We start from the raw sequence: 25,690 nt of genomic DNA on the forward strand, positions 1-25,690 counted from the left end.
TTTCTTTGGGGGCAGGGGTATGGGGGATAGTATCGCGATCCGGCCGCTTTGCGCCGGTGACCATGCGGCGGTGGCGCAGATCTTCTTTCGCGCGGTACATGAGGGCACAAGCAGCGCCTATACTTTGGAGCAGCGTCTGGCCTGGGCCGGTCCCGCCCCCGATCCGGAGCGCTGGCGCAGCCGCCTGGCGGCGCTGACAGGCTTTGTCGCGGAAACCGGCGGTGGTCCCGTAGGCTTCATCGCCATCGACGGGACGGGCCATGTCGATCTGGCCTTCGTCCTGCCCTCCGCTTCACGTTCGGGCGTGGGCGGGAGGCTGCTTCATGCCGCGGAAGACCGGGCCCGCGCGCAGGGCACCCTCCGGATGACGACCGAGGCCAGCCTGATCGCGGAACCCTTTTTCCGCAAACACGGCTGGTTTGTTGTGGAGGGGGAGGAAGTTATCCGCGACGGCGTATCCCTGCGCCGCTTCCGCATGGCCAAGGATCTGTCCTGACCAGAGGTCGTAAGGCGCGGATCGCCTGATCCTGCAAATCCGGCGCAAGTCCGGACATCGGGTCACGGGGGCGTAAAAGCTGTAATTTCAGGGCTTTGCTGGAGGCGGCAATGGCGCATTCGCCGCATGGGATTCATCTGGATCGGTCAGGAAAGGCCCGTGCGCGCGAGCCGGCTCCAGTCTTGATGGCGGCGGGTGTCAGAGCTCGCGATCCAGAGTTCCTGCCGGTTTCTTCGGGTCATCGGGGCCGCGGTCGCCCGGCCTAGTCCACGGCGAATGCCCTGCTGGCACGCGGTAGTCCAATGGCGTGGGCGGAGGTGCAGCAGGGCCTTCCGGACAGGCAGAATGTCCCGCTGCGCTTCTATATACATCACATCCGCGATGAGGCGGATCAGATGCCCTTTTTCGCCATCGCTGGCAGAAGCCTGTTCCATATCCGGCCGGGTGCACGGCCGGTCGGCTGTTCACCCCGCCCCAGTGCAACAGGCCACAAGGGCGGACCACCCCGCAGCCCGTTCGTGGGCCGTCCGGCAAGAAGGGCGGGGTTTGCCCCGCCCTGTGATTACCGGCTGAACCGCTTGTATTTCACCCGCTTCGGCTCCAGCGCGTCGGGGCCGAGGCGGCGGACCTTGTCCTGCTCATAGGCTTCGAAGTTGCCTTCGAACCATTCGACATGGGCGTCGCCTTCGAACGCAAGGATATGCGTGCAGAGCCGGTCGAGGAAGAAGCGGTCGTGGCTGATGATGATGGCGCAGCCCGCGAAATCTTCGATGGCGGCTTCCAGCGCCTGCAGGGTTTCGACGTCCAGATCGTTGGTCGGTTCGTCAAGGAGCAGAACGTTGCCGCCGGATTTCAGCAGCTTGGCCATGTGAACACGGTTGCGCTCCCCCCCCGACAGCAGGCCGACCTTCTTCTGCTGGTCGGTGCCCTTGAAGTTGAAGGCGCCGGTGTAGACGCGGCTGTTCACCTGCATGTCGCCCAGATGGATGACTTCGGCGCCGCCCGAAACCTCTTCCCAGACGGTCTTGTTCGGGTCCAGCGCATCGCGCGACTGGTCGACATAGGACAGCTGCACCGTATCGCCCAGCGTGATCGTGCCTTCGTCGGGCTGTTCGCTGCCGGTGATCATGCGGAACAGCGTGGATTTCCCCGCGCCGTTCGGCCCGATCACGCCGACGATGGCGCCCGGCGGGATGGTGAAGGTCAGATCCTCGATCAGCAGGCGGTCGCCCATGGCTTTCTTCAGGCCGACGACCTCGATCACCTTGTTGCCAAGGCGTTCGCCGTTCGGAATGACGATCTGCGCCGTGGTCGCGCGTTCCATGACGGTCTGGCTCGCCATCTCGTTATAGCGGGCGATCCGGGCCTTGCCCTTGGATTGGCGGGCCTTGGCGCCGGAGCGGATCCACTCCAGTTCCTTTTCCAGCGCCTTCTGCTTGGACTTGTCCTCGCGCGCTTCCTGCGCCATCCGCTTGGCCTTCTGGTCCAGCCATGCGGAATAGTTGCCCTCGTAGGGGATGCCGCGGCCGCGGTCGAGTTCCAGGATCCAGCCGGTGATGTCATCCAGGAAATAGCGGTCGTGGGTGACGATCAGGATTGTGCCCTTGTAGTCGATCAGGTGCTTTTGCAGCCAGGCGATCGACTCGGCGTCCAGGTGGTTGGTCGGTTCGTCAAGGAGAAGCATGTCGGGCTTCTCCAGCAGGAGCTTGCAAAGGGCCACGCGGCGGCGTTCACCGCCCGACAGGCTTTCGACATTGGCGTCATCGGGCGGGCAGCGCAGCGCATCCATCGCCACGCCCACGGTCGCCTCCAGCTCCCACAGGTTTTCGGCGTCGATCTGGTCCTGAAGCCGGGCCATCTCATCCGCGGTCTCGTCCGAGTAGTTCATGGCCAGTTCGTTGTAGCGGTCCAGCACGGCCTGCTGTTTCGCCACGCCCAGCATGACGTTTTCCTTGGCTGTCAGGGTCGGGTCCAGATAGGGCTCCTGCGCCAGATAGCCGACCTTGGCGCCCTTGGCGGCCCAGGCTTCGCCTTTGAAGTCCTTGTCCATGCCGGCCATGATCTTCAGAAGCGTGGACTTGCCCGCGCCGTTGACGCCGACGACACCGATCTTCACGCCGGGAAGGAAGTTCAGGTGGATGTTCTCGAAACAGGTCTTGCCGCCCGGATAGGTCTTGGAGACACCTTCCATGTGGTAGACGTATTGATAGCTGGCCATCGGATGCTCCATATCTCGGGGGGAGGGCGCGGGGCGTCCTCTCGGGTTGGCCCTGATCTAGCGATCCGGGGCCGGTCCTGCAACCGTCACAACGCGCGTTCGAACCATGCTTCCGCGTAGGGATTGTCGTTGTAGCGCGGGATTTCGGTCCAGCCACGGCGGCGGTAGAAGGCAAGCGCCTCGGTCAGGGTGCCGTTGGTGTCCAGCCGCAGGGTCTGGTGGCCGAAGCTGCGTGCGCTGTCTTCGACCGCCTGCATCAGGCGCCCGGCCAGCCCCATGCCCCGTGCGGAGGGGGAGACCCAGAGCCGCTTGATCTCTCCCACCCCCGGGGCCAGCGTCCGCAGGGCGACGCAGCCATGAAGGGTGGCGCCTTCTTCGGCCAGCAGGAAGATGCCGCCGGGCGGGCGCATTTCTTCCAGCCCCTGCGGGGTGTCGGGACCGGGGTCGAACCCCGCCGGAAAGCGGGCGGCCAGTTCGGAGTAGTAGGCGGCGCGGGCGGCGGCGGCGCGGGGATCGGCGGGGTCGCAGGGCAGGATCGCGGTCATGCGCCGGACTGCACCCCGCCGGAGCGGCACTGTCAAGCGCGCCGCCGCGGCGCAGTCAAGACCCCCGCCTGTCACGGGCCCCCGCCCGTAACAGACCCCCGCCCGTCACAGACCCTTGACTTCGCCGTGATCCCGCCGCGAATGGGCCAGACACGCGGCGGGAGGGCCGGAGCGATGCGTCAGGGCTTTCCCCATGCCGAACGGGGCATGATCATCGGGCTGCTGGGCGGGTCCTTCGATCCCGCGCATGAAGGCCATGTCCATATCACGCGTGAGGCGCTGAAGCGGATGGGGCTTTCCCAGGTCTGGTGGCTGGTCAGCCCGGGCAACCCGCTGAAGGCGCGGCAGCCCGCACCCTTGGCCGACCGGATCGCCTATGCGCGGCGCCTGATGCGCGACCCGCGGGTCGTGGTCACCGGGCTGGAGGCGCAGTTGCGCACCCGCTTTACCGCCGATACGATCCGGCGGCTGCAATATATGTATCCCGGCGTCACCTTCGTCTGGCTGATGGGGGCGGACAATCTGGCGCAGTTCCACAAATGGGACCGCTGGCGCGAGATCATGGCGCGGGTGCCGGTGGGCGTGCTGGCGCGGCCCGGATCGGGCATCCGGGCGCGGCTGTCGGTGGCGGCGCAGATCTACCGCGGCAACCGGGTGGTGCGGGGCGAGAACCTGTCGCGCCGCCGCCCCCCGGCATGGGTCTTTGTGAACCTGCCGATGAACGATGCCTCGTCCAGCGCCATCCGGGCGCGCGGAGACTGGCGCCGCGGCTGATCCGGCTGCGGGCTGCACCGAAACTGTCCGTTCACCGCCGGAATACGCGCAAACTTTGGGCGCTTGCGGATTGCCGCAGCTGCATCATGGCTTTCCCGGCCCTTCCGCTTGCTGTCGACTCGGTTTGCATGCGCAATTGCATGCAACTTGCAGGAGGTCGGCATGACGGCGGATATTATCACCGGAACAAGCATCTCGAAGGTCTATGCCACGGCCACCGGGCCGCTGGTTGCGCTGGACGATGTGAGCTTTGACATCCGCGAGGGGGAGTTCATCTCGCTGGTCGGCCCCTCGGGCTGCGGGAAATCCACGCTCCTGTCCATCCTAGGGGGGTTGGAGGAGAAAAGCCTTGGCGCGCTGGAGATTGCGGGCACGCCCGCCGGAAAGCCTAGGGCCGATGTGGGGATGATGTTCCAGACCTCGGTCCTGTTTCCGTGGCGCACCATCCGCCAGAACGTGCGGCTGCCCGGTCAGGTGCTGGGGCTGGACCGCAAGCAGCAGGCCGAACGGACCGAGGAACTGCTGGATATGGTCGGCCTGAACGGCTTTGGCGACCGCTTCCCCGGAGAGCTTTCGGGCGGCATGCGGCAGCGGGTGGGGCTGGCGCGGCTTCTGGCCCATGATCCGCGCATCCTGATGATGGACGAACCCTTTGGCGCGCTGGACGAATTCACCCGCGAGACGATGAACCTTGAACTCCTGCGGATCTGGGAGGCGACGAAGAAGACGGTGATCTTTGTCACCCACAACATCGGCGAGGCGGTGTTCCTGTCGGACCGCGTCTTCGTGATGACACCGCGGCCCGGGCGGCTGGAGGGGATCGTGACGGTGGACCTGCCGCGCCCCCGCACGACCGAGGTGATGCGCGACCCGCGCTATTCCGAACTTGTCTTTGAAATCCGCCGCATGCTGGGCGTGGACCATTAAGGGGGCCTGACATGACCATGACCGACACCAGCCTTGCGATCCCTGCACAGCCCCGCGATCGGCAGGGCGACGCCATCAGCCGGTTCATTGAAACCGAACGCCGCCGCGCCCGGCGCGAGGCGCTGACAAACCGCCTGCTGGCGCTTGGCTTCGGGGTCTTTGTCATCGCGGCCTGGGCCATCGCGACCCATGGCGGTTTCGTTCATTCGCTGATCATCCCCACACCTCTGGCCACGCTGGAGGCTTCGGGCCGGGTGATGGCGGCGGATTATTTCTGGCCGAATGTCTGGGTCACGCTTCTGGAAATCTTCTGGGGCTTTGTCATCGGCATGGCCTCGGGCGCGGTGCTTGGCATTCTGGTGGCGATGTTCGCCACCGTGCGCGCCACGCTTTACCCCTATCTCGTGGCGCTGCAGGCCCCGCCCAAGATCGTGCTGGCGCCGATCTTCGTCACATGGTTCGGCTTCGACATGGAATCGAAGATCGCCATTTCGGTGGTGATGTGTTTCTTCCCGATGTTCCTGAACACGCTGACCGGCCTCTCGTCGGTCGACCCTAACGCGATCAAGCTGATGCGCTCGCTGACGGCCAGCCGCTGGCAGACCTTCCGCTATCTGCTGTTGCCCAATGCGGCGCCGATCATGATGGCGGGGGTCAAGCTGTGCTGGACACTGGCGGTGCTGGGCGTGATCGTGGGCGAATTCGTCGGCGCCTCGGCCGGGATCGGCTATCTGATCTATGCCATGAACTTTCAGCTGGATATCGCGGGGGTGTTCTTCCTGATCATCCTGCTCTCGGTCTTCACGCTGGTGGTCTATCAGCTGATCGAATGGCTGGAAAACCGGATCGTGTTCTGGAAATCGCTTTGACCGGATGACCGCTGCGGCCCGGCAAACGGCCCCAAGGGCCAAGGCCGCCTGACCCAAACCAACATGGAGACTGACATGACCATCCTGATTTCAGGGTTCGGACGGATATTGCGCGGCGGCAGCCTTGCGCTGGTGCTGGCCGCAAGTGCCGCCGGGGCCGAGGATCTGATCAAGTTCAACGGCGTGACAGCGCAGGGTGGCCCCACGGCGCAGATGTTCCCGATCTTCGTGGCGCAGGAGATGGGCTTTTATACCGAAGAAGGCCTGGATGTGACGCTGAACTATTCCAAGGGCTCGTCCGATGCCGCGCGGCAGCTGGCGGCGGGCAATGTGGACTGGGGCATCTTCTCGGCCGCGGCGACCATGCAGGCGGTGCAGCGCGGGTTCCCGCTGAAATCCATCATGCAGATCTATTACCCGGATACGTTCGACATCGTGGTGCCGAAGGACAGCCCGGTGCAGACCATGGCCGATATGAAGGGCAAGACCATCGGCGTGTCCGATCTGGCGGGCGGCGAGGTGCCTATGGTCCGCGCCTCGATCGTGGAAAGCGGGCTGGCGGAAGGGGCGGACGTCAAGATGGTCATTGCGGGCGAGGGCGACCCGACCACCATCCGCAGCTTCGAAGAAGACCGGATTCAGGCCTATGCCGGGGCCAAGCGCGACCTGCTGCTGATCCCGGCGCAGGGGATCGAGACGCGGTCGATCACCCCGGCCACCATTGCCACCTTCCCCGGCGATGCCCTGTCGGTGCGGCTGGAGACCTATGAGGCCGACCCGGAGCTTCTGGTGAAATTCACCCGCGCCACGCTGAAGGGCTGGGCCTGGGGCATGAAGCACCCGGATGAGACGTTCGAGCTTCTGAAGACCAAATATGCCTCGGCCAGCCTGGGCGACAATCCGGTGGCCGGGCCGTTCTGGGAACTGGTGCAGACCTATTACACCGCGCCCGAAAGCGTGACGCAGCACGGCACCTTCCTGCCTGCCGGGTGGGAGACCTACATGTCCTACCTGCAACTGGGCGAGGGCGAGCAGAAGGCGCTGGCCGGGCCGGTCGATCTGGGCGCGATGCTGACCGATGATATCGTGGTCAAGGCCTGGGACGGGCTGGACCTGTCCGGTCTCTGATCCTGAATGCAACAAAGGGCCCGTGCCGAATGTCCGGCGCGGGCCGCAGTCTCTCTGGGTGTTTGCCGTCACATGACCGACGTTTCCGTTCCCGAAGATTTCATCGCGCTGGCTGTGGTCGGCGCCCATCTCAGCGGCATGGCGCTGAACCATGAGCTGGTGCAGCCCGGCGGGCGGCTGGTTGCGGCCATGCGGACGGCGCCGCTTTACCGGCTGTTCCGCCTGCCGGGCACGGTGCCGCCGAAACCGGGCCTGCTGCGGGTGGGGCCGGAGGCTGGCGCGGCCATCGCTATCGAGATCTGGGCGCTGCCGCCCGCCGCTTTCGGTAGCTTCGTCGCGCGCATCCCGCAACCCCTTGGCATCGGCACGCTGAGCCTTGAGGACGGCGGTGAGGCCAAAGGCTTTCTGGTCGAGGAGATCGCCACCCGCGGGGCCGATGATATCACCCGTTTCGGCGGCTGGCGCGACTGGATCGCCGCGCAGGCGGCAACAACTGCCTGACCCTGTGACCGCCGCTTCTGTTCATGACAGGCCTGCACCCTCTGCCCCTGCGTCGCGCGGTCAGCCCCGGCCGTCAGTCGCGCAGGGCAGGGGCCACGGTGCCCACGGACCGGCGCACCACCTTGATATGGTCGCGGGCCAGCTGGAAGGCGGCATCGGCGTCGCGCGACAGGATCGCCTCGACGATGGCGGCATGTTCCTCGATGGATTTGTGCAGCCGCCCGGACGAGCTGAACTGCGCGCGGCGGAAGGGTTGCAGCCGGTTCCTGACCCCGCGCGTCACATCGGCCAAAAAGCCGTTGCCGCCAAGGCTGTAGATCAGTTCATGAAAGGCGGCATTGGCCTCGTAATAGCCCGCCACATCCTCGGCCTCGGCCCGCTGGCGGCAGGCCTCATGCGCGGCACGCAGGGCGTCTTCACATCCGGCGGGCAGGTTTTCCGCGGCCATCCGGGCGCACAGCGCCTCCATCTCGGCCATGACGGTGAACATCTCGCTCAGCCGGTCGGGGGTGAAAAGCGGCACCACGGCACCACGGTGGGGGCGCGCCTCGACAAAGCCGATGGCCTCCAGCTGGCGGATCGCCTCGCGCACGGGGGTGCGGGACACGTCGAAGCGCAGCGCCAGCGACGCCTCGTCCAGAACGACACCCGGGCCGATCTGTCCGCGCACGATTTCATCCGCAAGGGTGATGCGGATGCGTTCGGTCGAGGTCGGCTTCTTCTCGCGCTTGGTCAGGGTCCGGCCTCAGGTGTTGTTTGCGGATTGCATGCAACCCGAGCTTTAGTGACCAATCCATCCCATGTCCAGTTGGGCCGCCGCTTGCGCGACTGCGGGCGCGGGTGCAAGGTCGCCGCAACGCAAAGGGAAATGACATGCGTCTTCTGATCCACACAGGCGGCACCATCGGCATGGGCCCCGGACCGCATGGCCTGCTGCCTGCCCCGGGTGTGGTTGAGCGTGCGGTGGCCGGGCAGGCGCGGGTTGTGGCCTTCGATCCGCTTCTGGACAGCGCGGATGTGGATTTCCGCCACTGGAACCGCCTCTTGGACCAGATCGGAGAGGAAAGCGGCCCGGTGATCGTGACCCATGGCACCGATACGATGAGCTGGACCGGCGCCGCGCTGTCGCAGGCGCTGGCAGGCTGGCCGCATCCCGTGGTGCTGACCGGCGCGATGCATCCCCTTGGTTCCGGCGGTGATGCCGAGGGCAATCTGGCGCTGGCCTTGTCCTGTGCGCCCGGGCCGGGGGTCTGGCTGGCCTTTGCCGGGCGGCTGCTGCCGGCGGCGGGGCTGGTAAAGTCGGACAGCCGGCGGGACGATGCGTTCCGGGCGGTCGCGATGCCCATCCCGCATGGCCCGTTCCGCCGTCGCCGCTTTGCCGACCGGCGGCTGTCGGTCGTGACCGTGGTTCCCGGCCAGTCGCCCGCATTGCTGGAGGCGGCGCTGGCCCATCTGGAAGGGGCGGTGCTGCGGGTGTTCGGAACCGGGACGGTACCGTCCTCGCCCGCGATCACCGCGGTTCTGGCAGCGGCGGTCGCACGGGGGGTGCGGCTGCGCGCGGTCAGCGTCTGCGAAAACGGCGGGCTGGTGCCCGGCAGCTATGCCGCGGGGCAGGGCCTTTGGGCCGCCGGGGTGGAAAACGGCGGGGCCGAGACGGTGGAGGCGGCGATGGCCGCGCTGTGGCTGGAGGACGCCCCCTGATCCACAGCGCGGCGCGCGCTTAGCGCAGCGAAAGCCGCAGGCGCGGCAGCGACAGGGCCGCGGCCACCCATGCCAGTGCCGCGCAAAGCGCGATGGCCGATACCATCGACAACGCCGTATTGGACAGAAACAGCCCGGTGACGGCAATCATCGCGCCGCCGGTCAGCATCTGGATCGTGCCGCCCAGAGACGAGGCCAGCCCGGCGATATCGGGGTGGGGGTCCAGTGACATGACCATGGCCGTGGGCAGCACAAGGCCAAGGAAGGCATTGGCCATAAACAGCCCCGCCACCACGAAGACCAGCGCATCCGCCCCCGCCCAGACCAGAAGGGCCAGCGCCGCCGTCACCGCCAGAAAGCCGGTGATCGCCAGCGAGATCACCCGCTCCATCCCGTAGCGGGTGGCCAGCTTCGCCGCGAATTGCGAGGCGGAGAAGAAGCCGATGGCATTGACCGCGAAGGCGATGGAAAAGCCGGTCGGCGACAGGCCGTATTGCCGGGTATAGACAAAGCTGGCCGTGGCAAGGAACACGAAGAAGCTGGCCATGCCGAAGCCGCCGATCATGGTCAGCCCCATGAAACGGCGGTCGGTCAGCAACCGGGCCGCCCCGCGCAGCATGGCGCTGAGGCTGATGGGCTGGCGGTCCTTGGGCGCCAAAGTCTCGGGCAGGGCACAGGTGATCAGCGCAAGGCTGATCAGCGCGGCCAGAGCAAGGACCACGAAAATCTCGCGCCAGCCACCCCAGACCATGACCAGAGAGCCGGTCAGCGGCGCCAGCATGGGCGAGATGGAGATGACGATCATGATGGCCGCCATCATCCGCGCCGCATCGGGGCCGGAGGCCATGTCGCGGATCACCGCGCGGGGCACCACCATCAGCGTGGCCGCGCCAAGCGCCTGCACGCCGCGGGCGACGATCAGCCAGCCGATGTCGGGCGCAAGGCTGGCCGCCACGGTGGCGATCAGGAAGATGACGACACCCACCACCAGCGGACGCTTGCGGCCGATGGCATCGGCCATCGGGCCGTAGATCATCTGGGCGATGCCGAAGACGATGAAATAGGCGGTCAGGGTCAGGGCCGCCGTCGCTTCGGACGTTTGCAGATCGGCGGCCACCTGCGGAAGGGCGGGAAGATACATGTCGATGGCGAAAGGACCGACGGCCGACAGAAGGCCAAGGATCAAAGCCATGCGGAACAGCGGGTCACGCATCGGAAAACCTGTAGGTATATGGAAAGGGCGGCGCGGAATCGCACCTGAGGAGAAAGATCGCCACCGCCGGAAGGCTAAGTCGCACGGATGATCCGGTTTTGCAAGCCGGGCTGTAGCGTGGCCTGCGCGGCCCTGCCGCGGTCGGCCCGACTCGCCATTTCCGCCGCGGACGCTATGTTCGGACCACAGGCGCAGGGATTCTGTGGAGACGGACGTGATCACCAGACGCGGCATTCTGGGCGGGCTTCTGGCCGGGGGGGTGATCTCGGCCCTGTCACCGGCCTTGGCCGAGGTGATGGATCGTTCTCCGCGTCCGGTGCCGCGCGGCGGAAAGCCGGTTGCCGCCGCCCCGGTGGCCCAGACGGCCGAGACGCTGGTGGCCGCGGCCAAGCTGACGGGGACGGTGGCCTTCGTTCTGGCCGATGCTGCCACGGGCGCCGTTCTGGAAAGCCGCGAGGCCGCGGTGCCGATGCCGCCCGCCTCGGTCACCAAGGCGGTGACGACGCTTTATGCGCTGGAGCATCTTGGGGCAGGGCGGCGGTTCCTGACCCGGGTGCTGGCCACCGGGCCGATGCAGGGCGGGGTGGTGCAGGGCGATCTGGTGCTGGCGGGCGGGGGCGATCCCACGCTGCAGACCGATCAGCTGGGCGATCTGGTGGCCGATCTGCGCAAGCGCGGGCTGAAGGGCGTGACCGGGCGGTTCCTGTACTGGGAGGGCGCGCTTCCGCAGGTGCCGCGTGTGGCCGAGGATCAGCCGGATCATGTGGGCTATAATCCCGCGATCTCGGGTCTGAACCTGAACTTCAACCGCGTGCATTTCGAGTGGAAGAAGGCCGGCAGCGACTGGTCCCTCAGCATGGATGCCCGCGGCGAGCGGTTCGTCCCGCGGGTGGGGATGGTGGATATGAAGGTGGCCCGGCGCGAGACGCCGATCTTCACCTACAAGAAGGGTGAGGGGCACGAGGACTGGACGGTCGCCTCATCCGCGCTGGGGAAGGGCGGGTCGCGCTGGCTGCCGGTCCGGTTGCCGGGTCTGTACATGGCCGAGGTCTTCCGCACCTTGGCCGCGGCACAGGGGATCACCCTGCCCGCAGGACAGGCTGTGACATCCGTGCCGAAGGGCGACGAACTCGGCCGGGTGGAAAGCAATGCCTTGCCCGAAGTCCTGCGCGAGATGCTGCGCTGGTCCACCAATATTACCGCGGAATGCTGTGGTCTTGCCTCCAGCGGACAGGCGCGGCTGGCAGCCTCCGGTCAGGCGATGACGGATTGGGTGCGCACGACCTTCGGCGGGCAGGCCAGCTTTGCCGATCACTCCGGTCTGGGCGGCGCATCGCGTGTATCGGCGACCGATCTGGCGCAGATTCTGGTCAAGGCCCATGCGCAGGGCCGCGGGCTGAAGCCCCTGCTGCGCAATGTCGGCATGAAGGACGCCAAGGGCAAGGTGATCGACGGGCATCCGGTGCAGGTGGTGGCCAAATCCGGCACGCTGAACTTCGTCTCGGCGCTGGCGGGGCATATCACCCCGCCCGGCGGGCGCGAGATGGTCTTTGCCATCCTGACTGGCGATCCGGCCCGACGCGATGCCGTGCCGGTGGCCGACCGTGAGGATGCGCCGGGCGCCAAGGCCTGGACCGCCCGGTCACGCACCCTGCAAGGGCAGCTGATCAGTCGCTGGGCCAGCCTTTACGCCTGAGGCGGGCCTCAGGGCACCATATGCCGCACGCGGGCCGACCATTCGATGGCGGCGGCATGCAGGCGGTCGATCTCCAGCGCCTCGCGCACCTCTTCCAGCATGCGGATTTCCACGTCGGAATGGTGGCGGTCGGCGGTGACCACGTCGCAGGCCAAGGCATAGGCGGTTTCGTTCAGCCGCTCGGGCAGGGAATCCCGCACAAGGCCGAACAGTGCGTCCAGCCCGTCCTCCTCTTCGAACAGGTCAAAGACGATCTGGGCCACCCGCTGCATCCGGTCCGTGTCATAGCCCGCAAAGGCGGGCATGTGGTGGACCACGCTTTGGATCGCCACCAGCTCGGCCGTGCGGACATTCTGGTCGGCGGCCGAACAGGCGATCATCACCGCAAGAAGCGCATCCTGTGGCGACAGGGACGGGGTCTCGGGCATGGGGCAACCTCTTGGGCGGGAAGGGCGGATCGGGGGGAAAGTAGGGGCTTCGCGGTGCTGCGGCAAGGGCGCTGCCGTCGCAGCCGCGGCGGGTTCGGCGCTGTTTTCACATCGCTATTGCATATCATCACGCTTTCGGGATCGGTACCTCTGCGGCTCCGCGGGGCCGTTCATTCCACAGGGACCCGAAATGCCTTCACGCCTTTCTCTTGTTTCTGCTGCCGCACTGTCGGCCATGCTGTCGCTTGGCCTTGCCCCGGCGCTTTTCGCTCAGGACGGGGACGCCCCCGGCGACGGCGACGTGACCGATGTGAAACCCGCCGGCACCATGGTCTGGAAGCTGGGCGATCAGGTGATGAGCTACATCACCACCTCGTCCGAGGTGGACACCATACGCATCGGCTCGGTCGCGGTCTATCCGATCGAGGGGGAGGGTGGCCCTGCCAAGATGGGGCTGGAGATCGGCGGCTTTGAATCCATCGAAGGCGGCGGCAGCCTGTTCATCTATGCGGAATTCGACAAGGACCCCGCCAAGGATGCGGTGATCACGCTGGCGCAGTATCAGGCCGATCCGGGCAACCCGCCGATCTGGACCAATGACGGCACCCAGACGGACCCTGTCACGGTCTATTTCGAGACATGGCAGTTCGACGGCAAGACCGGCAAGATCGCCGGGCGCTTCGTGGGCGATCTGTGCAAGGCCGCCGATTGGGAGGCGCAGCCGGACCCGAACGATTGCGTGGCAATCGAGGGCAGCTTCGAGAGCGAAATCTTCTCGGGTCTGTAAGCTCCGCCGCCCGCGCGTCCCCGTTGGAATGGCGCGGGCGGCGCCCTTCGGCCCTGAAAACATTGACGGCGGCGGCGCCCGGCAATAAGGGACAGCGGGTCCGGGACAAGGGGTTCCGGGCGGACGAGAGGACCGTGAAATGAGCACCCTGCGCGATGCCGCGATGAAATCGAAGGCCTGGCCGTTCGAAGAGGCGCGCGCGCTGCTCAAACGCTATGAAAAAAAGGCCCCGGAAAAGGGCTATGTCCTGTTCGAGACCGGCTATGGCCCCAGTGGCCTGCCGCATATCGGCACCTTCGGCGAGGTCGCGCGCACGACGATGATCCGCCGCGCCTTCGAGATCCTGTCCGACATTCCGACCCGTCTGATCTGCTTTTCGGACGATCTGGACGGCATGCGCAAAGTGCCGGAAAACGTGCCGAACCAGGACCTTCTGCGTGCGAATATCCAGAAGCCGCTGACCTCGGTCCCCGATCCGTTCGGGGAGTATGAAAGCTTTGGCCATCATAACAACGCCATGCTGCGCCGGTTTCTGGACACGTTCGGCTTTGAATATGAATTCTATTCGGCGACCGAATTCTACCGTTCGGGCCGGTTCGACGACACGCTGAAGCTGGCCACCGAACGCTATGAAGCGATCATGGAGATCATGCTGGCGTCCCTGCGGGAGGAGCGGCAGCAGACCTATTCCTGCTTCCTGCCGATCCACCCCGAGACGGGCCGGGTGCTTTATGTGCCGATGAAGAACGTCGACAAGGTGAACCACACGATCACCTTCGATGACGAGGCCGGGCGCGAATGGACGCTGCCAGTCACCGGCGGCAATGTGAAGCTGCAGTGGAAGCCCGATTTCGGCGCCCGCTGGGCCGCGCTGGACGTGGACTTTGAAATGTACGGCAAGGACCACAGCACCAATACACCGATCTATGACGGCATCTGCGAGGTGCTGGGCGGGCGGAAGCCCAACCATTTCAGCTATGAGCTGTTCCTTGATGAAAATGGTCAGAAGATCAGCAAATCCAAAGGGAACGGCCTTACCATCGACGAATGGCTGACCTATGCTTCGACCGAAAGCCTGTCCTATTTCATGTATCAGAAGCCCAAGACGGCCAAAAGGCTGTGGTGGGATGTGATCCCCAAGGCGGTGGACGAATATCATCAGCAGCTGAAGGCCTATCCGGACCAGACGCTGGACCAGCAGGTGTCGAACCCGGTGTTCCACATCCACAATGGCCAGCCGCCGGTATCCACCATGGTGGTGCCCTTTGCGATGCTGCTGAACCTTGCCTCGGTCGCGGGGGCCAAGGATGCGGCGGGGCTGTGGGGGTTCATCCGCAAATATGCGCCCGGCGCCAGCCCCGAGGGCAACCCCGATCTGGACGCGGCGGCGGGCTTTGCAGTGCGCTACTTTGCCGATTTCGTGGCGCCGAACCGGGTGTTCCGCCTGCCCAGCGATCAGGAGCGGGCGGCGATTGAAGATCTGCGCGCGCGGCTGGTGGCCTTCACCGGAGCGGAAGAGGGCGTGAGCGAGGACGAGGCCTTGCAGAACATCTGCTATGCCGTGGGCAAGGAACATGCCTTTGACCCGCTGCGCGACTGGTTCAAGGCGCTGTATGAGGTGCTGCTGGGGGCCAGCGAAGGCCCGCGCTTCGGCGGGTTCATCGCGCTTTATGGCGTGGCCGAAACGGTGGCGCTGATCGACCGGGCGCTGGCGGGCGAGTTGGCGGGCTGATCCTGCGCGGCTGATGTCGCACCGGAGGGGTTTCACCCCTCCGGACCTCCCCAGGATATTTGGGCCAAGATAAAGGCAGTCAGCGCAGGTTTTCCGCGAGGAAGGCGGCGGTCGCGGCGATCAGCCGGTCCAGAGTTTCCGGGCCTGCACCGGCGTTGAAGGCGTGGTCCATGGCCGCGCTCCAGCGGGTGGTTTTCTGCGGATGCGCGGCGGCCAGACGGTCTGCCGCTTCGGGCGCGACGACGGCGTCGGCTGAGCCTTGGGCGAGGAAGACGGGGCCCTGGTAGCGGCCCAGTTCCGCCTTGGGGTCGAAAGCGGCAAGCCCCTGGACGAAGGCGGATTTCAGCGTCAGCCCGGCGAAGGTGAAGGTCTGGTCCGGGGCGGCGGTGAGGGCGGTTTCCACCGTGGCGGGGCCGAGGATGCCCGCGAAGGTGTCCAGCGGGTCGGCCACCGTGTTCCACAGCACCAGCGCGGCGGGTCTGCCGCTGCGTCCGGCCACGGCGATGGCTGTGGCGCCGCCAAGGCTCCACCCCAGAACGGCGATGCGGTCGGGGTCCACCGCGGGATGCGCGGCCAGCCAGTCCAGCGCGGCGAGGCCATCGGCGATCTGACCTTCGGGTGTGGTGTCGGCAAAGGCGCCGGGGCTGTCGCCCGAGCCGCGGAAGTCGATGCGGAGGGAGACATAGCCCTCGTCTGCAAGAAGGCGCGCGGTGCGGGCGAAGATACCTTCGCCGGTGCCTGCGACAGGCGCCTCATCCCTTGTGCCGGTGAAGCCGTGCAGCATCAGCACGGCAGGCGCGGTTGCGGCCGGATGGGGAACCTCCAGCGTGCCGGTCAGGGGGCCAAGCGGCGTCGGGATGGTCACCGTTTCCGCCCGGGCCGGCAGGGCGGCAAAAGCGGCGAGGATCAGGGCGGGGAAGGTCTGGGCCATGAGCCGAGGTCACCCGGCAGCGGCGGCGCTGTCAACTGCCGTTGCAGAGGGCGCGCGGGTCCGCGCGGCGGCCTGAGCGCTCGTTAATGCTTCGTTGATACTTCCGTTTGCCCAGGGCGGTGCGCGATCGGCGGCCGCAATCACGGGCGCAACGACACGAGGGTTTCCATGAGCAAGGCGATTACCGACGGGCTGGTGCTGCAACCGCCGCCGTTCGCGGCAGGGCTGGCCAACTGGTCCAGTGCGAACGGCCTTTCGGGCGATGCGTCCTACAGCGGCGCGGCGAATGCGGCGCTGGTCACCAACGATCAGGATTTCGGCGGCTGTCTGGAGCTGCAGAAGACCGCCTCGACCCAGAAGCTGCGGGCCTTCATGGACACGCCGCTGCGGCCCGACATGTATATCCGGATCACCGCGCGGGTGAAGGCGCTGTCCGGCAACCTGCCTTCGGTCAGGATTGCAGCCTGGGCGGGCAATGCCTCGGGGACGAATGTGGGCGCGGCGCCGCAGACCGGGCCTTCGGTCGCGTTGACGCAATACGGCACGGTGGTCACCGTCTCGGCCATCATCGGGGCGGGGAACCGGCAGGGCGTGGACCTGGTCTGGGGCACGGTGCCGGTGATGGCGCATGTCGGACTTGACCTGACCGGATCGAACGGCGGGATCGTGCGGATCGACGATATCGAGGTGGAGGATGTCACAAACGTCTTTCTCCGCACCATGGTGGATGTGGTGGATGTCCGCGACTATGGCGCGATTGGCGACGGCACCACCAATGACATGGCGGCGTTTCAGGCGGCGGATGCGGCGGCAGCGGGGCGGACGATCCTTGTCTCGGCCGGGACCTACCGCATTGCCGGGAACCTGACGCTGAACAATGCGGTGCGTTTCGTGGGTACGGTGACACAGCCCACGGCGAACCGGCTGGTGCTGACGCGGAATTTCGATCTGGACACCTATGCCGCGGCCTATGGCAGCGATGCCGAGGGTTTCCGCCGCGCATTGGGGGCGCTGTTCTATTTCAGCGATCACGTCACCTTTGACATGTCAGGCCGCCGGGTGGATCTGACCGGGCCGGTGGATGTGGCGGCGATGTCAGGGTTGAGCAGCTTTGCCAACCGCAGGGTCCTGCGCAACGGCAGTCTGAATGCGGTCACCTCCTCGGCCTGGGACACACAAAGCGTCTCGTCGGTGGCGACCTATACGCCCACGACGAACAGCACACGGCTGACCGGGGTGACCAATGTGGCCAATGTTCCGGTGGGTGCGCTGATCGAGGGGACGGGTGTCGGGCGTGAGGTCTATGTGCGGTCCAAGAATGTGGGGGCCGGCACGATCGAGCTGTCGCAGCCGCTGTACGGGGCGGCCGGAACGCGGACCTACACCTTTAAACGCTTCGCCTATATGCTGGATTTCAGCGGGTTTTCCCTGCTGTCTCGGTTTGAGATCCATGATGTCGAATTCAACTGCCTCGGCCTGAATTCGGGCGTGATGATGCCGATGTCGGGGTCGGTCTTCCGCTTTGACAATTGCACCTTCAACCGTCCGATGGACCGGGGCATCACCTCGACCGGGACCGGCTGTCAAGGCATGTTCATCGACTATTGCCAGTTCCTGTCGAACGAGCAGTCCTTGCCTGCGCAGAACCGGACGACGATTGCGGTGTCGGTGCAGGCCAATGACGTGAAGATGCGCAACAACCGGATCGTGCGTTTCCGCCATTTCGCCGTGATGAACGGCACCAGCCACATGATCTACAACAACCATTTCTTTCAGGGCGACGACCAGACGGCTGGCGTGCGGCTGGCGGGGCTGGTCTTCACCCAGACCAATGTGGCCACGGTGGTGCAGGGCAATTACATCGACAACTGCTTCATCGAATGGGGGAACGAGCATGACCCGGATCCGGGCTTCTCGAACGAATTCTCCTTCGGCGGGCTGAATGTGATCGGCAATATCTTTATCGCGTCGGACGTGTCCTCGGCCTTCCGCTGGGTGGTGGTCAAACCCTATGGTTCGGGTCATTTCTTCAACGGATTCAGCATGGTGAACAACACCTTCCGGGTGTTCAACGCCACGGTGGAGCGGGTGGAGATGGTGGATACGACCTTTGCCAGCCTTGATTTCACCCGGTCGCGCAATGTGCGGGTGGAGGGCAACACCTTCAATCAGGTCAGCCAGACGATTGCCAACCCCATCGTGACCGCCCACAGTCAGAGCGCGGCGGCCGATCCCTGGGTGGTCGATGCCTCGAACTACATCCCCTTTGGCGGGCGTATCCGTATGGTCGAATCGGTGCAGCCCGAAGGCGCATTGCAGAATGGCGCGAATGCGCAGCGTTACCTGAACCCTCAGGCCACGCCGGGCACGGGAACGGCGGGCAATCAGGTGCAGCTGCGCTGGGGCGAGGCGTTGCGGGGCAAGGCCATCGTCACCATGCGGATGGATGTACCGGTCTGAGCCGGACCACAGCAGAGGCATGGGCGGCCGCAGGGCCGCCCTTTTCGCATGTCAGGGGGCAAGGTCTTCGGCGGTCAGCCGGAAGGCGCGGGCAAAGCCGCCGTTCAGCGTGGCCGAAACCGCATGCAGCCGGACCAAGCTGAAATCCGGCAGGTCGACATAGACCTTGGCCTTCGGGTTCCGCTCCAGCCATCGTGCACGCAGGCCCTCGTCCCGGGCAATGAACTCGGCCCGGGCGCGGATCATCAGCCGGGGATGGTTCATCGCATCGCCGCGGTCGGCGATCTCTCCGACCATCAGGGCGCAGGCGGGCTGTGCTTTCAGTGCCGGTGTGTGCCCGGCAAGGCCGGAGACGAGAAGCAGCATGCCCGCCATCGGATCGAAGCCGAAGGCCACACGGCTGATGCCGGGCGTGCCGTCCCTGGCATCGGTCCAGGCGAGGGCGGCAAATGTGGCACCCTGCATCAAGGCACGGGCCTCGGCGCGTTCGGCGCCGGCGGCATCCTGCACCGGGTCACGGCGCGGGGGGGCGGTTTCGGTTGTCATCGGTATTCCATCCGGCTGTTGACAGCATGCGGGCTGGGGAGTCAGGTGGTGTCATTTGATGACGAACCCGATGGGCGCACCGACAGGCCGGCGTTTTCCGGCACATCCCTTGGCTGGGCCGCATGATGACCGACACAACCCCGAACCGCAATATCCCGGCAGAGTTCCTGCCGAAGATCGTCACTGTCTTCCGTGAGGGCTATAGCCGCGCCGATCTGCGGACAGATGCGCTGGCGGGACTGACCGTCGCCATCGTCGCGCTGCCCCTGTCGATGGCAATTGCCGTGGCCAGCGGCGTGGGGCCGGAGCGCGGGCTTTACACCGCCATCGTGGGCGGTTTCCTCGTCTCGGCTCTGGGCGGATCGCGCTATCAGATCGGCGGGCCTGCGGGGGCGTTCATCGTTCTTGTCGCCGCCTGCGTGATGGCGACGGGGATCGAGGGGCTGATCACGGCCACTTTTCTGTCCGGCTTCCTGCTGATTGCGGCGGGGGCTTTGCGGCTGGGAACCTATATCCGATACATCCCCTATCCGGTGACGGTGGCCTTTACCGCCGGGATCGGCGTCATCATCCTTGTCAGCCAGCTGAAGGACCTGTTCGGCCTGCATCTGCCGGGGGCGGAGCCGTCTGAGATCGTGGAGAAGCTGGGCGCCCTCTGGGCCGCGCGGGGCAGCGTGACATGGGCCGCGGTGGCGGTGGCGGCGCTGACCATGGCGCTGATCCTTGGGTTCCGGCGCTGGCGGCCGCATTGGCCGGGCATGCTGATCGCGGTCGTTGCGGCCTCGGTGCTGGCTGCGGGTCTGGCCCTGCCGGTGGAGACGATCGGCACCCGGTTCGGCCAGTTGCCCAACCTGCCGCCGGTCCCGGCGCTGCCCGTTCTGGACATGGCCACGCTGCGCGCGGCGCTGCCGTTTGCGGTGTCCTTCGCGCTCTTGGGGGCGATTGAGTCGCTTTTGTCGGCGGTGGTGGCGGACGGGATGTCGGGCGCGCGCCACCGCTCCAATGCGGAACTGGTGGGGCAGGGGGTGGCCAATATCGGATCGGCGCTGTTCGGCGGCTTCTGCGTGACCGGCACCATCGCGCGGACGGCCACCAATGTGCGGGCGGGCAGCCGGGGGCCCGTCTCGGGCATGCTGCATGCGCTGTTCCTGCTGGGGGCGATGGCAGTGGCGGCGCCCTTGGCCAGCTATATCCCCTTGGCCGCGCTGGCCGGTCTGCTGGTGGTGGTCAGCTGGGGCATGATCGAACGGGCCGAGCTTTGGGGGCTGATCCGCGGATCGCGGGGCGATGCGCTGATCGTGGCGGCCACCTTCCTGCTGGTCGTCTTCCGCGATCTGACCGAGGGGATCGTGACGGGCTTCGCCATTGCCGGGCTGGTCTTCATCCGCCGCATGTCCGATGCCGTGGGGGTGGAGCCGCGCGAAACGGAACCCGAGGCCGCACGACCGGACCGGGTGGTCTATCACCTGCACGGGCCGTTCTTCTTTGGCGCGGCGGCGCAGGTGGGGGCGGTGCTGGACCGGATCGGCGACCGGCCCAGCCTCTTTGTCATCGACTTCACCGATGTGCCGCTGATCGACAGTTCGGGGGCGCACAGCTTTGCCCTGCTGGCGCGGCGCATCGCGCGCAAGGGCGGCCGGCTGGCGCTGGCGGGCGCCCGGCCCGAGGTGCGGCGCGTTCTGCTGGCGCAGGGGCTGCATCCGCCCGCCGTGCATTACCTTGCCACGCCTGACGATCCGGTGGCGCCAGAGGGCTGAGGCCGTCGAATCATTTTCTTGCGCAAAGTCTGCACGCGGGGGCGTTTCCTTGCGCGAATTGCGCTGCGGTGCAGCATGATCGGCGGCTTTCCGCTGCCGGTTGTGTGGCTGTGAAGGCGCAGAGCGTTGAAAATGCGTGTCAAACTTGATCACAGCTTTGTCAGATTAACAATATTCACACGATTTCAGAAAATAAATTTACAGGAAAATGTTTGCGTTAAAAGGGGTTACGAGAAAATTGACGGGGTGCTAGGATGATCTGAGGGAGAGGCCGCGCCAGCTTTGGGTGCGGCGGGCGCGGACTTGGCCCGGTGCCGCGCTTTCAGATGTGGAGGAAGACCCATGAAGGACCAGCCGGATTCCCGCGGAATGTATGCCCCGTCGGCCGATTTCGTGGCCGGGGCGCATGTCACGGCGGACAGCTATGCCCGGATGTATGAGGAATCAACCTCCAACCCGTCCGCCTTCTGGGGTCGTGAGGGGCTGCGGATCGACTGGATCCGTCCCTATCGCCGCGTGAAGAACACCACGTTCGAGCCGGGCAATATCGACATCAAATGGTTCGAGGATGGCACGCTGAACGTCAGCGCCAATTGCATCGACCGCCATCTGATCAGCCGCGCCGACCAGACCGCCATCATCTTCGAGCCCGACAGCCCGACCGAACCCGCCCGCCACATCACCTATCGGGAACTGCTGGAGCAGGTCAGCCGCATGGCCAATGTGCTGAAGGCGCATGGCGTGAAAAAGGGCGACCGCGTCGTCCTGTATCTGCCGATGATCCCCGAGGCGGCTTTTGCCATGCTGGCCTGTGCGCGGATCGGGGCGATCCATTCGGTTGTCTTCGGCGGCTTCTCTCCCGACGCTCTGGCCAACCGGATCAACGATTGCGACGCGCGCATCGTGATCACCGCCGATTTCGCGCCGCGCGGCGGCAAGAAGACCCCGCTGAAGGACAACACCGACAAGGCGCTGCTGCATTGCTCGGACAAGGTGAAATGCCTTGTGGTGCGCCGCACCGGCGATGAATGCTATCTGGTGAACGGCCGCGATTTCGACCTGCTGGCCGAGATGGCCGAGGCCAAGCCCTATTGCCCCTATGTGGAAATGGGCGCCGAGGATCCGCTGTTCATCCTCTACACCTCGGGGTCGACCGGAAAGCCGAAGGGGGTGGTGCATACCTCGGGCGGCTATCTGGTCTATGCGGCGATGACGCAGCAGATGACCTTCGATTATCATGACGGCGATGTGTTCTGGTGCACCGCCGATGTGGGCTGGGTCACCGGGCACAGCTACATTGTCTATGGTCCGCTGGCCAATGGCGCGACCACGCTGATGTTCGAAGGCGTGCCGAACTACCCGGATGCGGGCCGGTTCTGGGCGGTCTGCGAAAAGCACAAGGTCAGCCAGTTCTACACCGCCCCCACAGCGATCCGCAGCCTGATGGGCATGGGGCCGGAATGGGTGGAGAAATACGACCTCTCCAGCCTGAAGCTGCTGGGCTCGGTGGGCGAACCCATCAACCCCGAGGCGTGGAACTGGTACAACACCCATGTCGGCAAGGGCGAACTGCCCATCGTCGACACCTTCTGGCAGACCGAAACCGGCGGCCACATGCTGACCCCGCTGCCCGGCGCCATCCCCACGAAGCCCGGCTCGGCCACCAAGCCCTTCTTCGGGGTCAAGCCGGTGGTGCTGGACCCGGCCTCCGGCCAGCTGCAGAACGAAACCGCGACCGAGGGCGTGCTTTGCATCGCCGACAGCTGGCCCGGCCAGATGCGCACCCTCTGGGGCGATCATGAACGGTTCGAAGAGGCCTATTTCAGCCAGTACAAGGGCTATTACTTCACCGGCGACGGCTGCCGCCGCGATGCGGACGGCTATTACTGGATCACCGGGCGGGTGGATGACGTGATCAACGTCTCCGGCCACCGGATGGGCACCGCCGAGGTGGAAAGCGCGCTGGTCGCCCATGAGAAAGTGGCCGAGGCCGCCGTGGTTGGCTACCCGCATGACCTGAAGGGGCAGGGCATCTATGCCTATGTCACCCTGATGAAGGGCGTCGAGCCCAGCCCCGAACTGCGCAAGGAGCTGGAAGCCTGGGTCCGGCAGGAAATCGGCCCGATCGCCAAGCCCGATCTTCTGCAATTCGCGCCCGGCCTGCCCAAGACCCGCTCGGGCAAGATCATGCGCCGCATCCTGCGCAAGATTGCCGAAAACGACTTCGGATCATTGGGCGACACCTCGACACTGGCCGATCCTTCGGTGGTCGATGACCTGATTGCCAACCGCATGAACAAGGGCTGAAAGATGAGCGCACCCGTCCTGATCCTGCTTGGCCCGCCCGGCGCCGGTAAAGGCACCCAGGCCCGCATGCTGGAAGAGGAATTCGGTCTGGTCCAGCTGTCCACCGGCGACATGCTGCGCGCCGCGGTTGCGGCCGGAACCGATGCGGGACGCGCCGCCAAGGCGGTGATGGAGGCGGGTGCGCTGGTCAGTGACGAAATCGTGCTGGCCATCCTGAAGGACCGGATGGCGCAGCCCGACGTGGCTCGCGGCATCATTCTGGACGGATTCCCGCGCACCGACGGGCAGGCCGCCGCGCTGGATGCGCTGCTGGCGGGCGCGGGACAGAAGGTGACCGCCGCCGTCAGCCTTGAGGTGGATGACGAGGCGATGGTGGGCCGGGTCTCCGGCCGCTACACCTGCGCCGGCTGCGGTGAAGGGTACCATGACGAGTTCAAACGTCCGGCCTCGGCCGGACATTGTGACAAGTGCGGAAGCACGGCGTTCAAGCGCCGTGCCGACGATAATGCCGAAACGGTGCGCGAGAGGCTCAAGGCCTATCACGCCCAGACGGCGCCGCTGATCGCCTATTACGACACCAAGGGCGTGCTGGAACGGATCGACGCGATGGGTCCCATCGCCGCGGTGCGCGACGCGCTGGCCGGTATCGTCGGGCGCGTCGCGGCCTGAAACGGCCCGCATCCGGGAGGGGAGGCCCGGGCGCAGGCACAATCGGAAGGGAAGGGGCGCTGACGCGACCCCCATACGCCGGTGCAGCCCGCTGCACCGATCAAGGGAGTCTTGCCCGGCGTGGTGCCGGGCAGGATCGGGAACAAAGGGAAGGCACCGCCGGCAGGGCGGGCCGAAACAGGAGGATACCGATGGCATATGCAACGCCGGACGTGCGCGACCGCTCGCGTCCCATGACCGGGGAAGAGAAGAAGGTCATTCTGGCCTCTTCCGCCGGCACGATCTTCGAATGGTATGATTTCTACCTCTACGGCTCGCTGGCCTCGATCATCGGCGCGCAGTTCTTCACGCCCTTCCCGGAAGCCACGCGCAACGTCTTTGCGCTTCTGGCCTTTGCGGCAGGCTTCATCGTGCGCCCGTTCGGCGCGCTGGTCTTCGGGATGCTGGGCGATCTGGTCGGCCGGAAATACACCTTCCTGATGACCATCCTGATCATGGGCTTCTCGACCTTCATCGTCGGCATCCTGCCCAACTACTACAGCTGGGGCATTGCCGCGCCGATCATCCTGATCGCGCTGCGCATGCTGCAGGGCCTCGCCCTTGGCGGGGAATACGGCGGCGCCGCGGTCTATGTGGCCGAACACGCGCCGCAGAACCAGCGCGGCTATTTCACCGCCTTCATCCAGACCACGGCAACGCTGGGGCTTCTGCTCTCGCTGATCGTCATTCTGATGGTGCAGGGCTATGTGAACGGCAACTTCCCCGACCAGCCGGTGCTGGACGCCGCCGGTCAGGCCGTGATCGCCGCAGACGGCACGCCCACGATGATGAAAGCCTTCAACGCCTGGGGCTGGCGGATCCCGTTCATCGGCTCGATCGCGCTGCTGCTCGTGTCGCTGTATATCCGTCTGACCATGAACGAATCCCCCGCCTTCAAGAAGATGAAGGAAGAGGGTGCCGCTTCGAAGGCGCCGCTGCGTGAAGCCTTCGGCAATTGGAAGAACGGCAAGATCGCCCTGATCGCGCTGCTGGGTCTGACCGCTGGTCAGGCCGTGGTCTGGTACTCGGGCCAGTTCTACGCGCTGTTCTACGTGCAGAACGTGATCAAGGTGGACAGCTTCTCGGCCAACGTCTTCGTGGCATGGTCGCTGATCCTCGGCACCTATGGCTTCATCTTCTTCGGTCGTCTGTCCGACAAGATCGGCCGCAAGCCGATCATCCTCGGCGGCTGCCTGATCGCCGCGCTGACCTACTTCCCGGTGTTCGGTTTCCTGACCAAAACCGCGAACCCGATGCTCTATGCGGCCCATCAGACGCCGATCACCGTGACCGCCGATCCGGCCGACTGCTCGTTCCAGTTCAACCCGGTCGGCACCGCGAAGTTCACCAAATCCTGCGACCTGATCAAATCGGGCCTGACCTCGCGCTCGGCCAATTCCGAAACGGTTGATGCGCCGGCAGGCACCATTGCCTCGGTCCAGGTCGGCGATACGGTGATCCAGGGCTATTCGGGTTCCGCCGAAAACGCCGCGGATGAGAAGAAGCGCTTCGATGCCGAGCTGAACGCCGCCCTGACCGCCGCCGGCTACCCGATCGTGGCCGCCGACAACACCACGGTGGCCAAGGCGAACCACTTCTTCGACATCTTCAAGGCGCAGAACATCACCATCATCCTGACGCTGACCTATCTGATCATCCTTGTGACGATGGTCTACGGCCCTATCGCGGCCATGCTGGTCGAACTCTACCCGACCCGTATCCGCTACTCCGGCCTGTCGCTGCCCTATCACATCGGCAACGGCTGGTTCGGTGGCCTGCTGCCCGCGACCGCCTTCGCCATCTCGGCGCAAAGCGGGAACATCTACGCGGGTCTGTGGTATGCCATTGTGGTGGCGCTGATGACGGTGGTGATCGGCACGCTGTTCGTGCCGGGCGGCACCCACAAGAAAGACATCTTCGCCGACGCCAACCAGTAAACGGCATCGCGGAAGACAACGGGCGGGCC

At 65.7% G+C, this 25,690-nt stretch carries 22 protein-coding genes; 15 read left to right on the forward strand and 7 right to left on the reverse strand.

Annotated elements, in window-relative coordinates:
* The first annotated feature begins 19 nt into the window (after positions 1-19).
* Entirely contained in the window at positions 20-496 is a 477-nt protein-coding gene (locus ACO2Q5_RS05035; RefSeq protein WP_423288546.1) for a GNAT family N-acetyltransferase, read from the forward strand.
* Positions 497-1,058: 562 nt separating this feature from the next.
* On the opposite strand, the gene ettA is transcribed toward ACO2Q5_RS05035, so the two are convergent.
* A complete protein-coding gene (gene ettA, locus ACO2Q5_RS05040; protein ID WP_423288548.1) occupies positions 1,059-2,714 on the reverse strand; it encodes an energy-dependent translational throttle protein EttA in 1,656 nt (551 codons plus the stop codon).
* Between the two features lie 86 nt (positions 2,715-2,800).
* On the reverse strand, positions 2,801-3,259 hold the full coding sequence (locus ACO2Q5_RS05045; protein WP_423288550.1) for a GNAT family N-acetyltransferase: 459 nt from the start codon (positions 3,257-3,259) through the stop codon (positions 2,801-2,803).
* 174 nt (positions 3,260-3,433) lie between these two features.
* Here ACO2Q5_RS05045 and ACO2Q5_RS05050 point away from each other — a divergent pair, with 174 nt between their 5' ends.
* The 5 genes from ACO2Q5_RS05050 (at position 3,434) to ACO2Q5_RS05070 (ending at position 7,458) form a co-directional block, all read left to right on the forward strand.
* Positions 3,434-4,033, forward strand: coding sequence for a nicotinate-nucleotide adenylyltransferase (locus ACO2Q5_RS05050; RefSeq protein ID WP_423288552.1), 600 nt, complete (start codon positions 3,434-3,436; stop codon positions 4,031-4,033).
* Between the two features lie 162 nt (positions 4,034-4,195).
* Positions 4,196-4,960: an ABC transporter ATP-binding protein gene (locus ACO2Q5_RS05055; RefSeq protein ID WP_423288554.1), complete on the forward strand. Its 765-nt coding sequence runs from the start codon at positions 4,196-4,198 to the stop codon at positions 4,958-4,960.
* Between the two features lie 11 nt (positions 4,961-4,971).
* On the forward strand, positions 4,972-5,829 hold the full coding sequence (locus ACO2Q5_RS05060) for an ABC transporter permease (RefSeq protein WP_423288556.1): 858 nt from the start codon (positions 4,972-4,974) through the stop codon (positions 5,827-5,829).
* Positions 5,830-5,904: 75 nt separating this feature from the next.
* Positions 5,905-6,957, forward strand: a complete 1,053-nt coding sequence (locus ACO2Q5_RS05065; protein WP_423288558.1) for an ABC transporter substrate-binding protein — start codon at positions 5,905-5,907, stop codon at positions 6,955-6,957.
* Positions 6,958-7,029: 72 nt separating this feature from the next.
* Positions 7,030-7,458 (forward strand): allophanate hydrolase-related protein, encoded by a 429-nt coding sequence (locus ACO2Q5_RS05070; RefSeq protein ID WP_423288560.1) that lies wholly within the window; start codon positions 7,030-7,032, stop codon positions 7,456-7,458.
* A gap of 73 nt (positions 7,459-7,531) precedes the next feature.
* On the opposite strand, the gene ACO2Q5_RS05075 is transcribed toward ACO2Q5_RS05070, so the two are convergent.
* Positions 7,532-8,194 carry a GntR family transcriptional regulator gene (locus ACO2Q5_RS05075; protein ID WP_423289246.1) on the reverse strand — a complete coding sequence of 221 codons (663 nt, stop codon included), beginning with the start codon at positions 8,192-8,194 and terminating at the stop codon, positions 7,532-7,534.
* Positions 8,195-8,331: 137 nt separating this feature from the next.
* On the opposite strand from ACO2Q5_RS05075, the gene ACO2Q5_RS05080 reads away from it, so the two are divergent.
* A complete protein-coding gene (locus ACO2Q5_RS05080; protein WP_423288562.1) occupies positions 8,332-9,159 on the forward strand; it encodes an asparaginase domain-containing protein in 828 nt (275 codons plus the stop codon).
* 19 nt (positions 9,160-9,178) lie between these two features.
* Here ACO2Q5_RS05080 and ACO2Q5_RS05085 read toward each other — a convergent pair whose 3' ends face one another.
* On the reverse strand, positions 9,179-10,372 hold the full coding sequence (locus ACO2Q5_RS05085) for a multidrug effflux MFS transporter (RefSeq protein WP_423288564.1): 1,194 nt from the start codon (positions 10,370-10,372) through the stop codon (positions 9,179-9,181).
* A 214-nt stretch (positions 10,373-10,586) separates the two neighbouring features.
* Between ACO2Q5_RS05085 and dacB the strand changes: the two genes are divergently transcribed.
* Positions 10,587-12,068, forward strand: coding sequence for a D-alanyl-D-alanine carboxypeptidase/D-alanyl-D-alanine endopeptidase (gene dacB / locus ACO2Q5_RS05090; protein WP_423288566.1), 1,482 nt, complete (start codon positions 10,587-10,589; stop codon positions 12,066-12,068).
* Positions 12,069-12,076: 8 nt separating this feature from the next.
* On the opposite strand, the gene ACO2Q5_RS05095 is transcribed toward dacB, so the two are convergent.
* Positions 12,077-12,496, reverse strand: a complete 420-nt coding sequence (locus tag ACO2Q5_RS05095; protein ID WP_423288568.1) for a tellurite resistance TerB family protein — start codon at positions 12,494-12,496, stop codon at positions 12,077-12,079.
* A 190-nt stretch (positions 12,497-12,686) separates the two neighbouring features.
* Between ACO2Q5_RS05095 and ACO2Q5_RS05100 the strand changes: the two genes are divergently transcribed.
* Both ACO2Q5_RS05100 and ACO2Q5_RS05105 read left to right on the forward strand, forming a co-directional pair.
* Complete coding sequence (locus ACO2Q5_RS05100) at positions 12,687-13,283, forward strand: hypothetical protein (protein ID WP_423288570.1); 597 nt, start codon at positions 12,687-12,689, stop codon at positions 13,281-13,283.
* 139 nt (positions 13,284-13,422) lie between these two features.
* Positions 13,423-15,015, forward strand: coding sequence for a lysine--tRNA ligase (locus tag ACO2Q5_RS05105; RefSeq protein ID WP_423288572.1), 1,593 nt, complete (start codon positions 13,423-13,425; stop codon positions 15,013-15,015).
* Positions 15,016-15,094: 79 nt separating this feature from the next.
* Here ACO2Q5_RS05105 and ACO2Q5_RS05110 read toward each other — a convergent pair whose 3' ends face one another.
* Positions 15,095-15,946 (reverse strand): alpha/beta hydrolase family protein, encoded by an 852-nt coding sequence (locus ACO2Q5_RS05110; RefSeq protein ID WP_423288574.1) that lies wholly within the window; start codon positions 15,944-15,946, stop codon positions 15,095-15,097.
* A gap of 168 nt (positions 15,947-16,114) precedes the next feature.
* Here ACO2Q5_RS05110 and ACO2Q5_RS05115 point away from each other — a divergent pair, with 168 nt between their 5' ends.
* Positions 16,115-18,406: a glycosyl hydrolase family 28-related protein gene (locus ACO2Q5_RS05115; RefSeq protein ID WP_423288576.1), complete on the forward strand. Its 2,292-nt coding sequence runs from the start codon at positions 16,115-16,117 to the stop codon at positions 18,404-18,406.
* A gap of 51 nt (positions 18,407-18,457) precedes the next feature.
* On the opposite strand, the gene ACO2Q5_RS05120 is transcribed toward ACO2Q5_RS05115, so the two are convergent.
* A complete protein-coding gene (locus ACO2Q5_RS05120; RefSeq protein ID WP_423288578.1) occupies positions 18,458-18,952 on the reverse strand; it encodes a pyridoxamine 5'-phosphate oxidase family protein in 495 nt (164 codons plus the stop codon).
* 122 nt (positions 18,953-19,074) lie between these two features.
* Between ACO2Q5_RS05120 and ACO2Q5_RS05125 the strand changes: the two genes are divergently transcribed.
* From ACO2Q5_RS05125 to ACO2Q5_RS05140, 4 genes are all read left to right on the forward strand, one after another.
* Positions 19,075-20,709 carry a SulP family inorganic anion transporter gene (locus ACO2Q5_RS05125; RefSeq protein ID WP_423288580.1) on the forward strand — a complete coding sequence of 545 codons (1,635 nt, stop codon included), beginning with the start codon at positions 19,075-19,077 and terminating at the stop codon, positions 20,707-20,709.
* A gap of 342 nt (positions 20,710-21,051) precedes the next feature.
* A complete protein-coding gene (gene acs / locus ACO2Q5_RS05130) occupies positions 21,052-23,016 on the forward strand; it encodes an acetate--CoA ligase (RefSeq protein ID WP_423288582.1) in 1,965 nt (654 codons plus the stop codon).
* Between the two features lie 3 nt (positions 23,017-23,019).
* On the forward strand, positions 23,020-23,685 hold the full coding sequence (locus tag ACO2Q5_RS05135) for an adenylate kinase (protein ID WP_423288584.1): 666 nt from the start codon (positions 23,020-23,022) through the stop codon (positions 23,683-23,685).
* 191 nt (positions 23,686-23,876) lie between these two features.
* Positions 23,877-25,661: an MFS transporter gene (locus tag ACO2Q5_RS05140; protein ID WP_423288586.1), complete on the forward strand. Its 1,785-nt coding sequence runs from the start codon at positions 23,877-23,879 to the stop codon at positions 25,659-25,661.
* The last annotated feature ends 29 nt before the right edge of the window (positions 25,662-25,690 follow it).

The organism is Neotabrizicola sp. VNH66 (assembly GCF_049445895.1).
In the GTDB taxonomy this organism is placed as follows: Bacteria; Pseudomonadota; Alphaproteobacteria; order Rhodobacterales; family Rhodobacteraceae; genus Pseudogemmobacter.

What these genes read in the sequence shown, in the direction of transcription:
- ACO2Q5_RS05115 (WP_423288576.1), top strand. Translation starts at nt 16,115, where the DNA reads ATGAGCAAGGCGATTACCGACGGGCTGGTGCTGCAACCGCCGCCGTTC.
- ACO2Q5_RS05070 (WP_423288560.1), top strand. Translation starts at nt 7,030, where the DNA reads ATGACCGACGTTTCCGTTCCCGAAGATTTCATCGCGCTGGCTGTGGTC.
- ACO2Q5_RS05140 (WP_423288586.1), top strand. Translation starts at nt 23,877, where the DNA reads ATGGCATATGCAACGCCGGACGTGCGCGACCGCTCGCGTCCCATGACC.
- acs (WP_423288582.1), top strand. Translation starts at nt 21,052, where the DNA reads ATGAAGGACCAGCCGGATTCCCGCGGAATGTATGCCCCGTCGGCCGAT.
- ACO2Q5_RS05095 (WP_423288568.1), bottom strand. Translation starts at nt 12,496, where the DNA reads ATGCCCGAGACCCCGTCCCTGTCGCCACAGGATGCGCTTCTTGCGGTG.
- ACO2Q5_RS05045 (WP_423288550.1), bottom strand. Translation starts at nt 3,259, where the DNA reads ATGACCGCGATCCTGCCCTGCGACCCCGCCGATCCCCGCGCCGCCGCC.
- ACO2Q5_RS05035 (WP_423288546.1), top strand. Translation starts at nt 20, where the DNA reads ATGGGGGATAGTATCGCGATCCGGCCGCTTTGCGCCGGTGACCATGCG.
- ACO2Q5_RS05080 (WP_423288562.1), top strand. Translation starts at nt 8,332, where the DNA reads ATGCGTCTTCTGATCCACACAGGCGGCACCATCGGCATGGGCCCCGGA.
- ACO2Q5_RS05085 (WP_423288564.1), bottom strand. Translation starts at nt 10,372, where the DNA reads ATGCGTGACCCGCTGTTCCGCATGGCTTTGATCCTTGGCCTTCTGTCG.
- ACO2Q5_RS05055 (WP_423288554.1), top strand. Translation starts at nt 4,196, where the DNA reads ATGACGGCGGATATTATCACCGGAACAAGCATCTCGAAGGTCTATGCC.
- ACO2Q5_RS05105 (WP_423288572.1), top strand. Translation starts at nt 13,423, where the DNA reads ATGAGCACCCTGCGCGATGCCGCGATGAAATCGAAGGCCTGGCCGTTC.
- ACO2Q5_RS05100 (WP_423288570.1), top strand. Translation starts at nt 12,687, where the DNA reads ATGCCTTCACGCCTTTCTCTTGTTTCTGCTGCCGCACTGTCGGCCATG.
- ACO2Q5_RS05060 (WP_423288556.1), top strand. Translation starts at nt 4,972, where the DNA reads ATGACCATGACCGACACCAGCCTTGCGATCCCTGCACAGCCCCGCGAT.
- ACO2Q5_RS05120 (WP_423288578.1), bottom strand. Translation starts at nt 18,952, where the DNA reads ATGACAACCGAAACCGCCCCCCCGCGCCGTGACCCGGTGCAGGATGCC.
- ACO2Q5_RS05135 (WP_423288584.1), top strand. Translation starts at nt 23,020, where the DNA reads ATGAGCGCACCCGTCCTGATCCTGCTTGGCCCGCCCGGCGCCGGTAAA.
- ACO2Q5_RS05065 (WP_423288558.1), top strand. Translation starts at nt 5,905, where the DNA reads ATGACCATCCTGATTTCAGGGTTCGGACGGATATTGCGCGGCGGCAGC.
- ACO2Q5_RS05110 (WP_423288574.1), bottom strand. Translation starts at nt 15,946, where the DNA reads ATGGCCCAGACCTTCCCCGCCCTGATCCTCGCCGCTTTTGCCGCCCTG.
- ACO2Q5_RS05125 (WP_423288580.1), top strand. Translation starts at nt 19,075, where the DNA reads ATGATGACCGACACAACCCCGAACCGCAATATCCCGGCAGAGTTCCTG.
- ettA (WP_423288548.1), bottom strand. Translation starts at nt 2,714, where the DNA reads ATGGCCAGCTATCAATACGTCTACCACATGGAAGGTGTCTCCAAGACC.
- ACO2Q5_RS05050 (WP_423288552.1), top strand. Translation starts at nt 3,434, where the DNA reads ATGCGTCAGGGCTTTCCCCATGCCGAACGGGGCATGATCATCGGGCTG.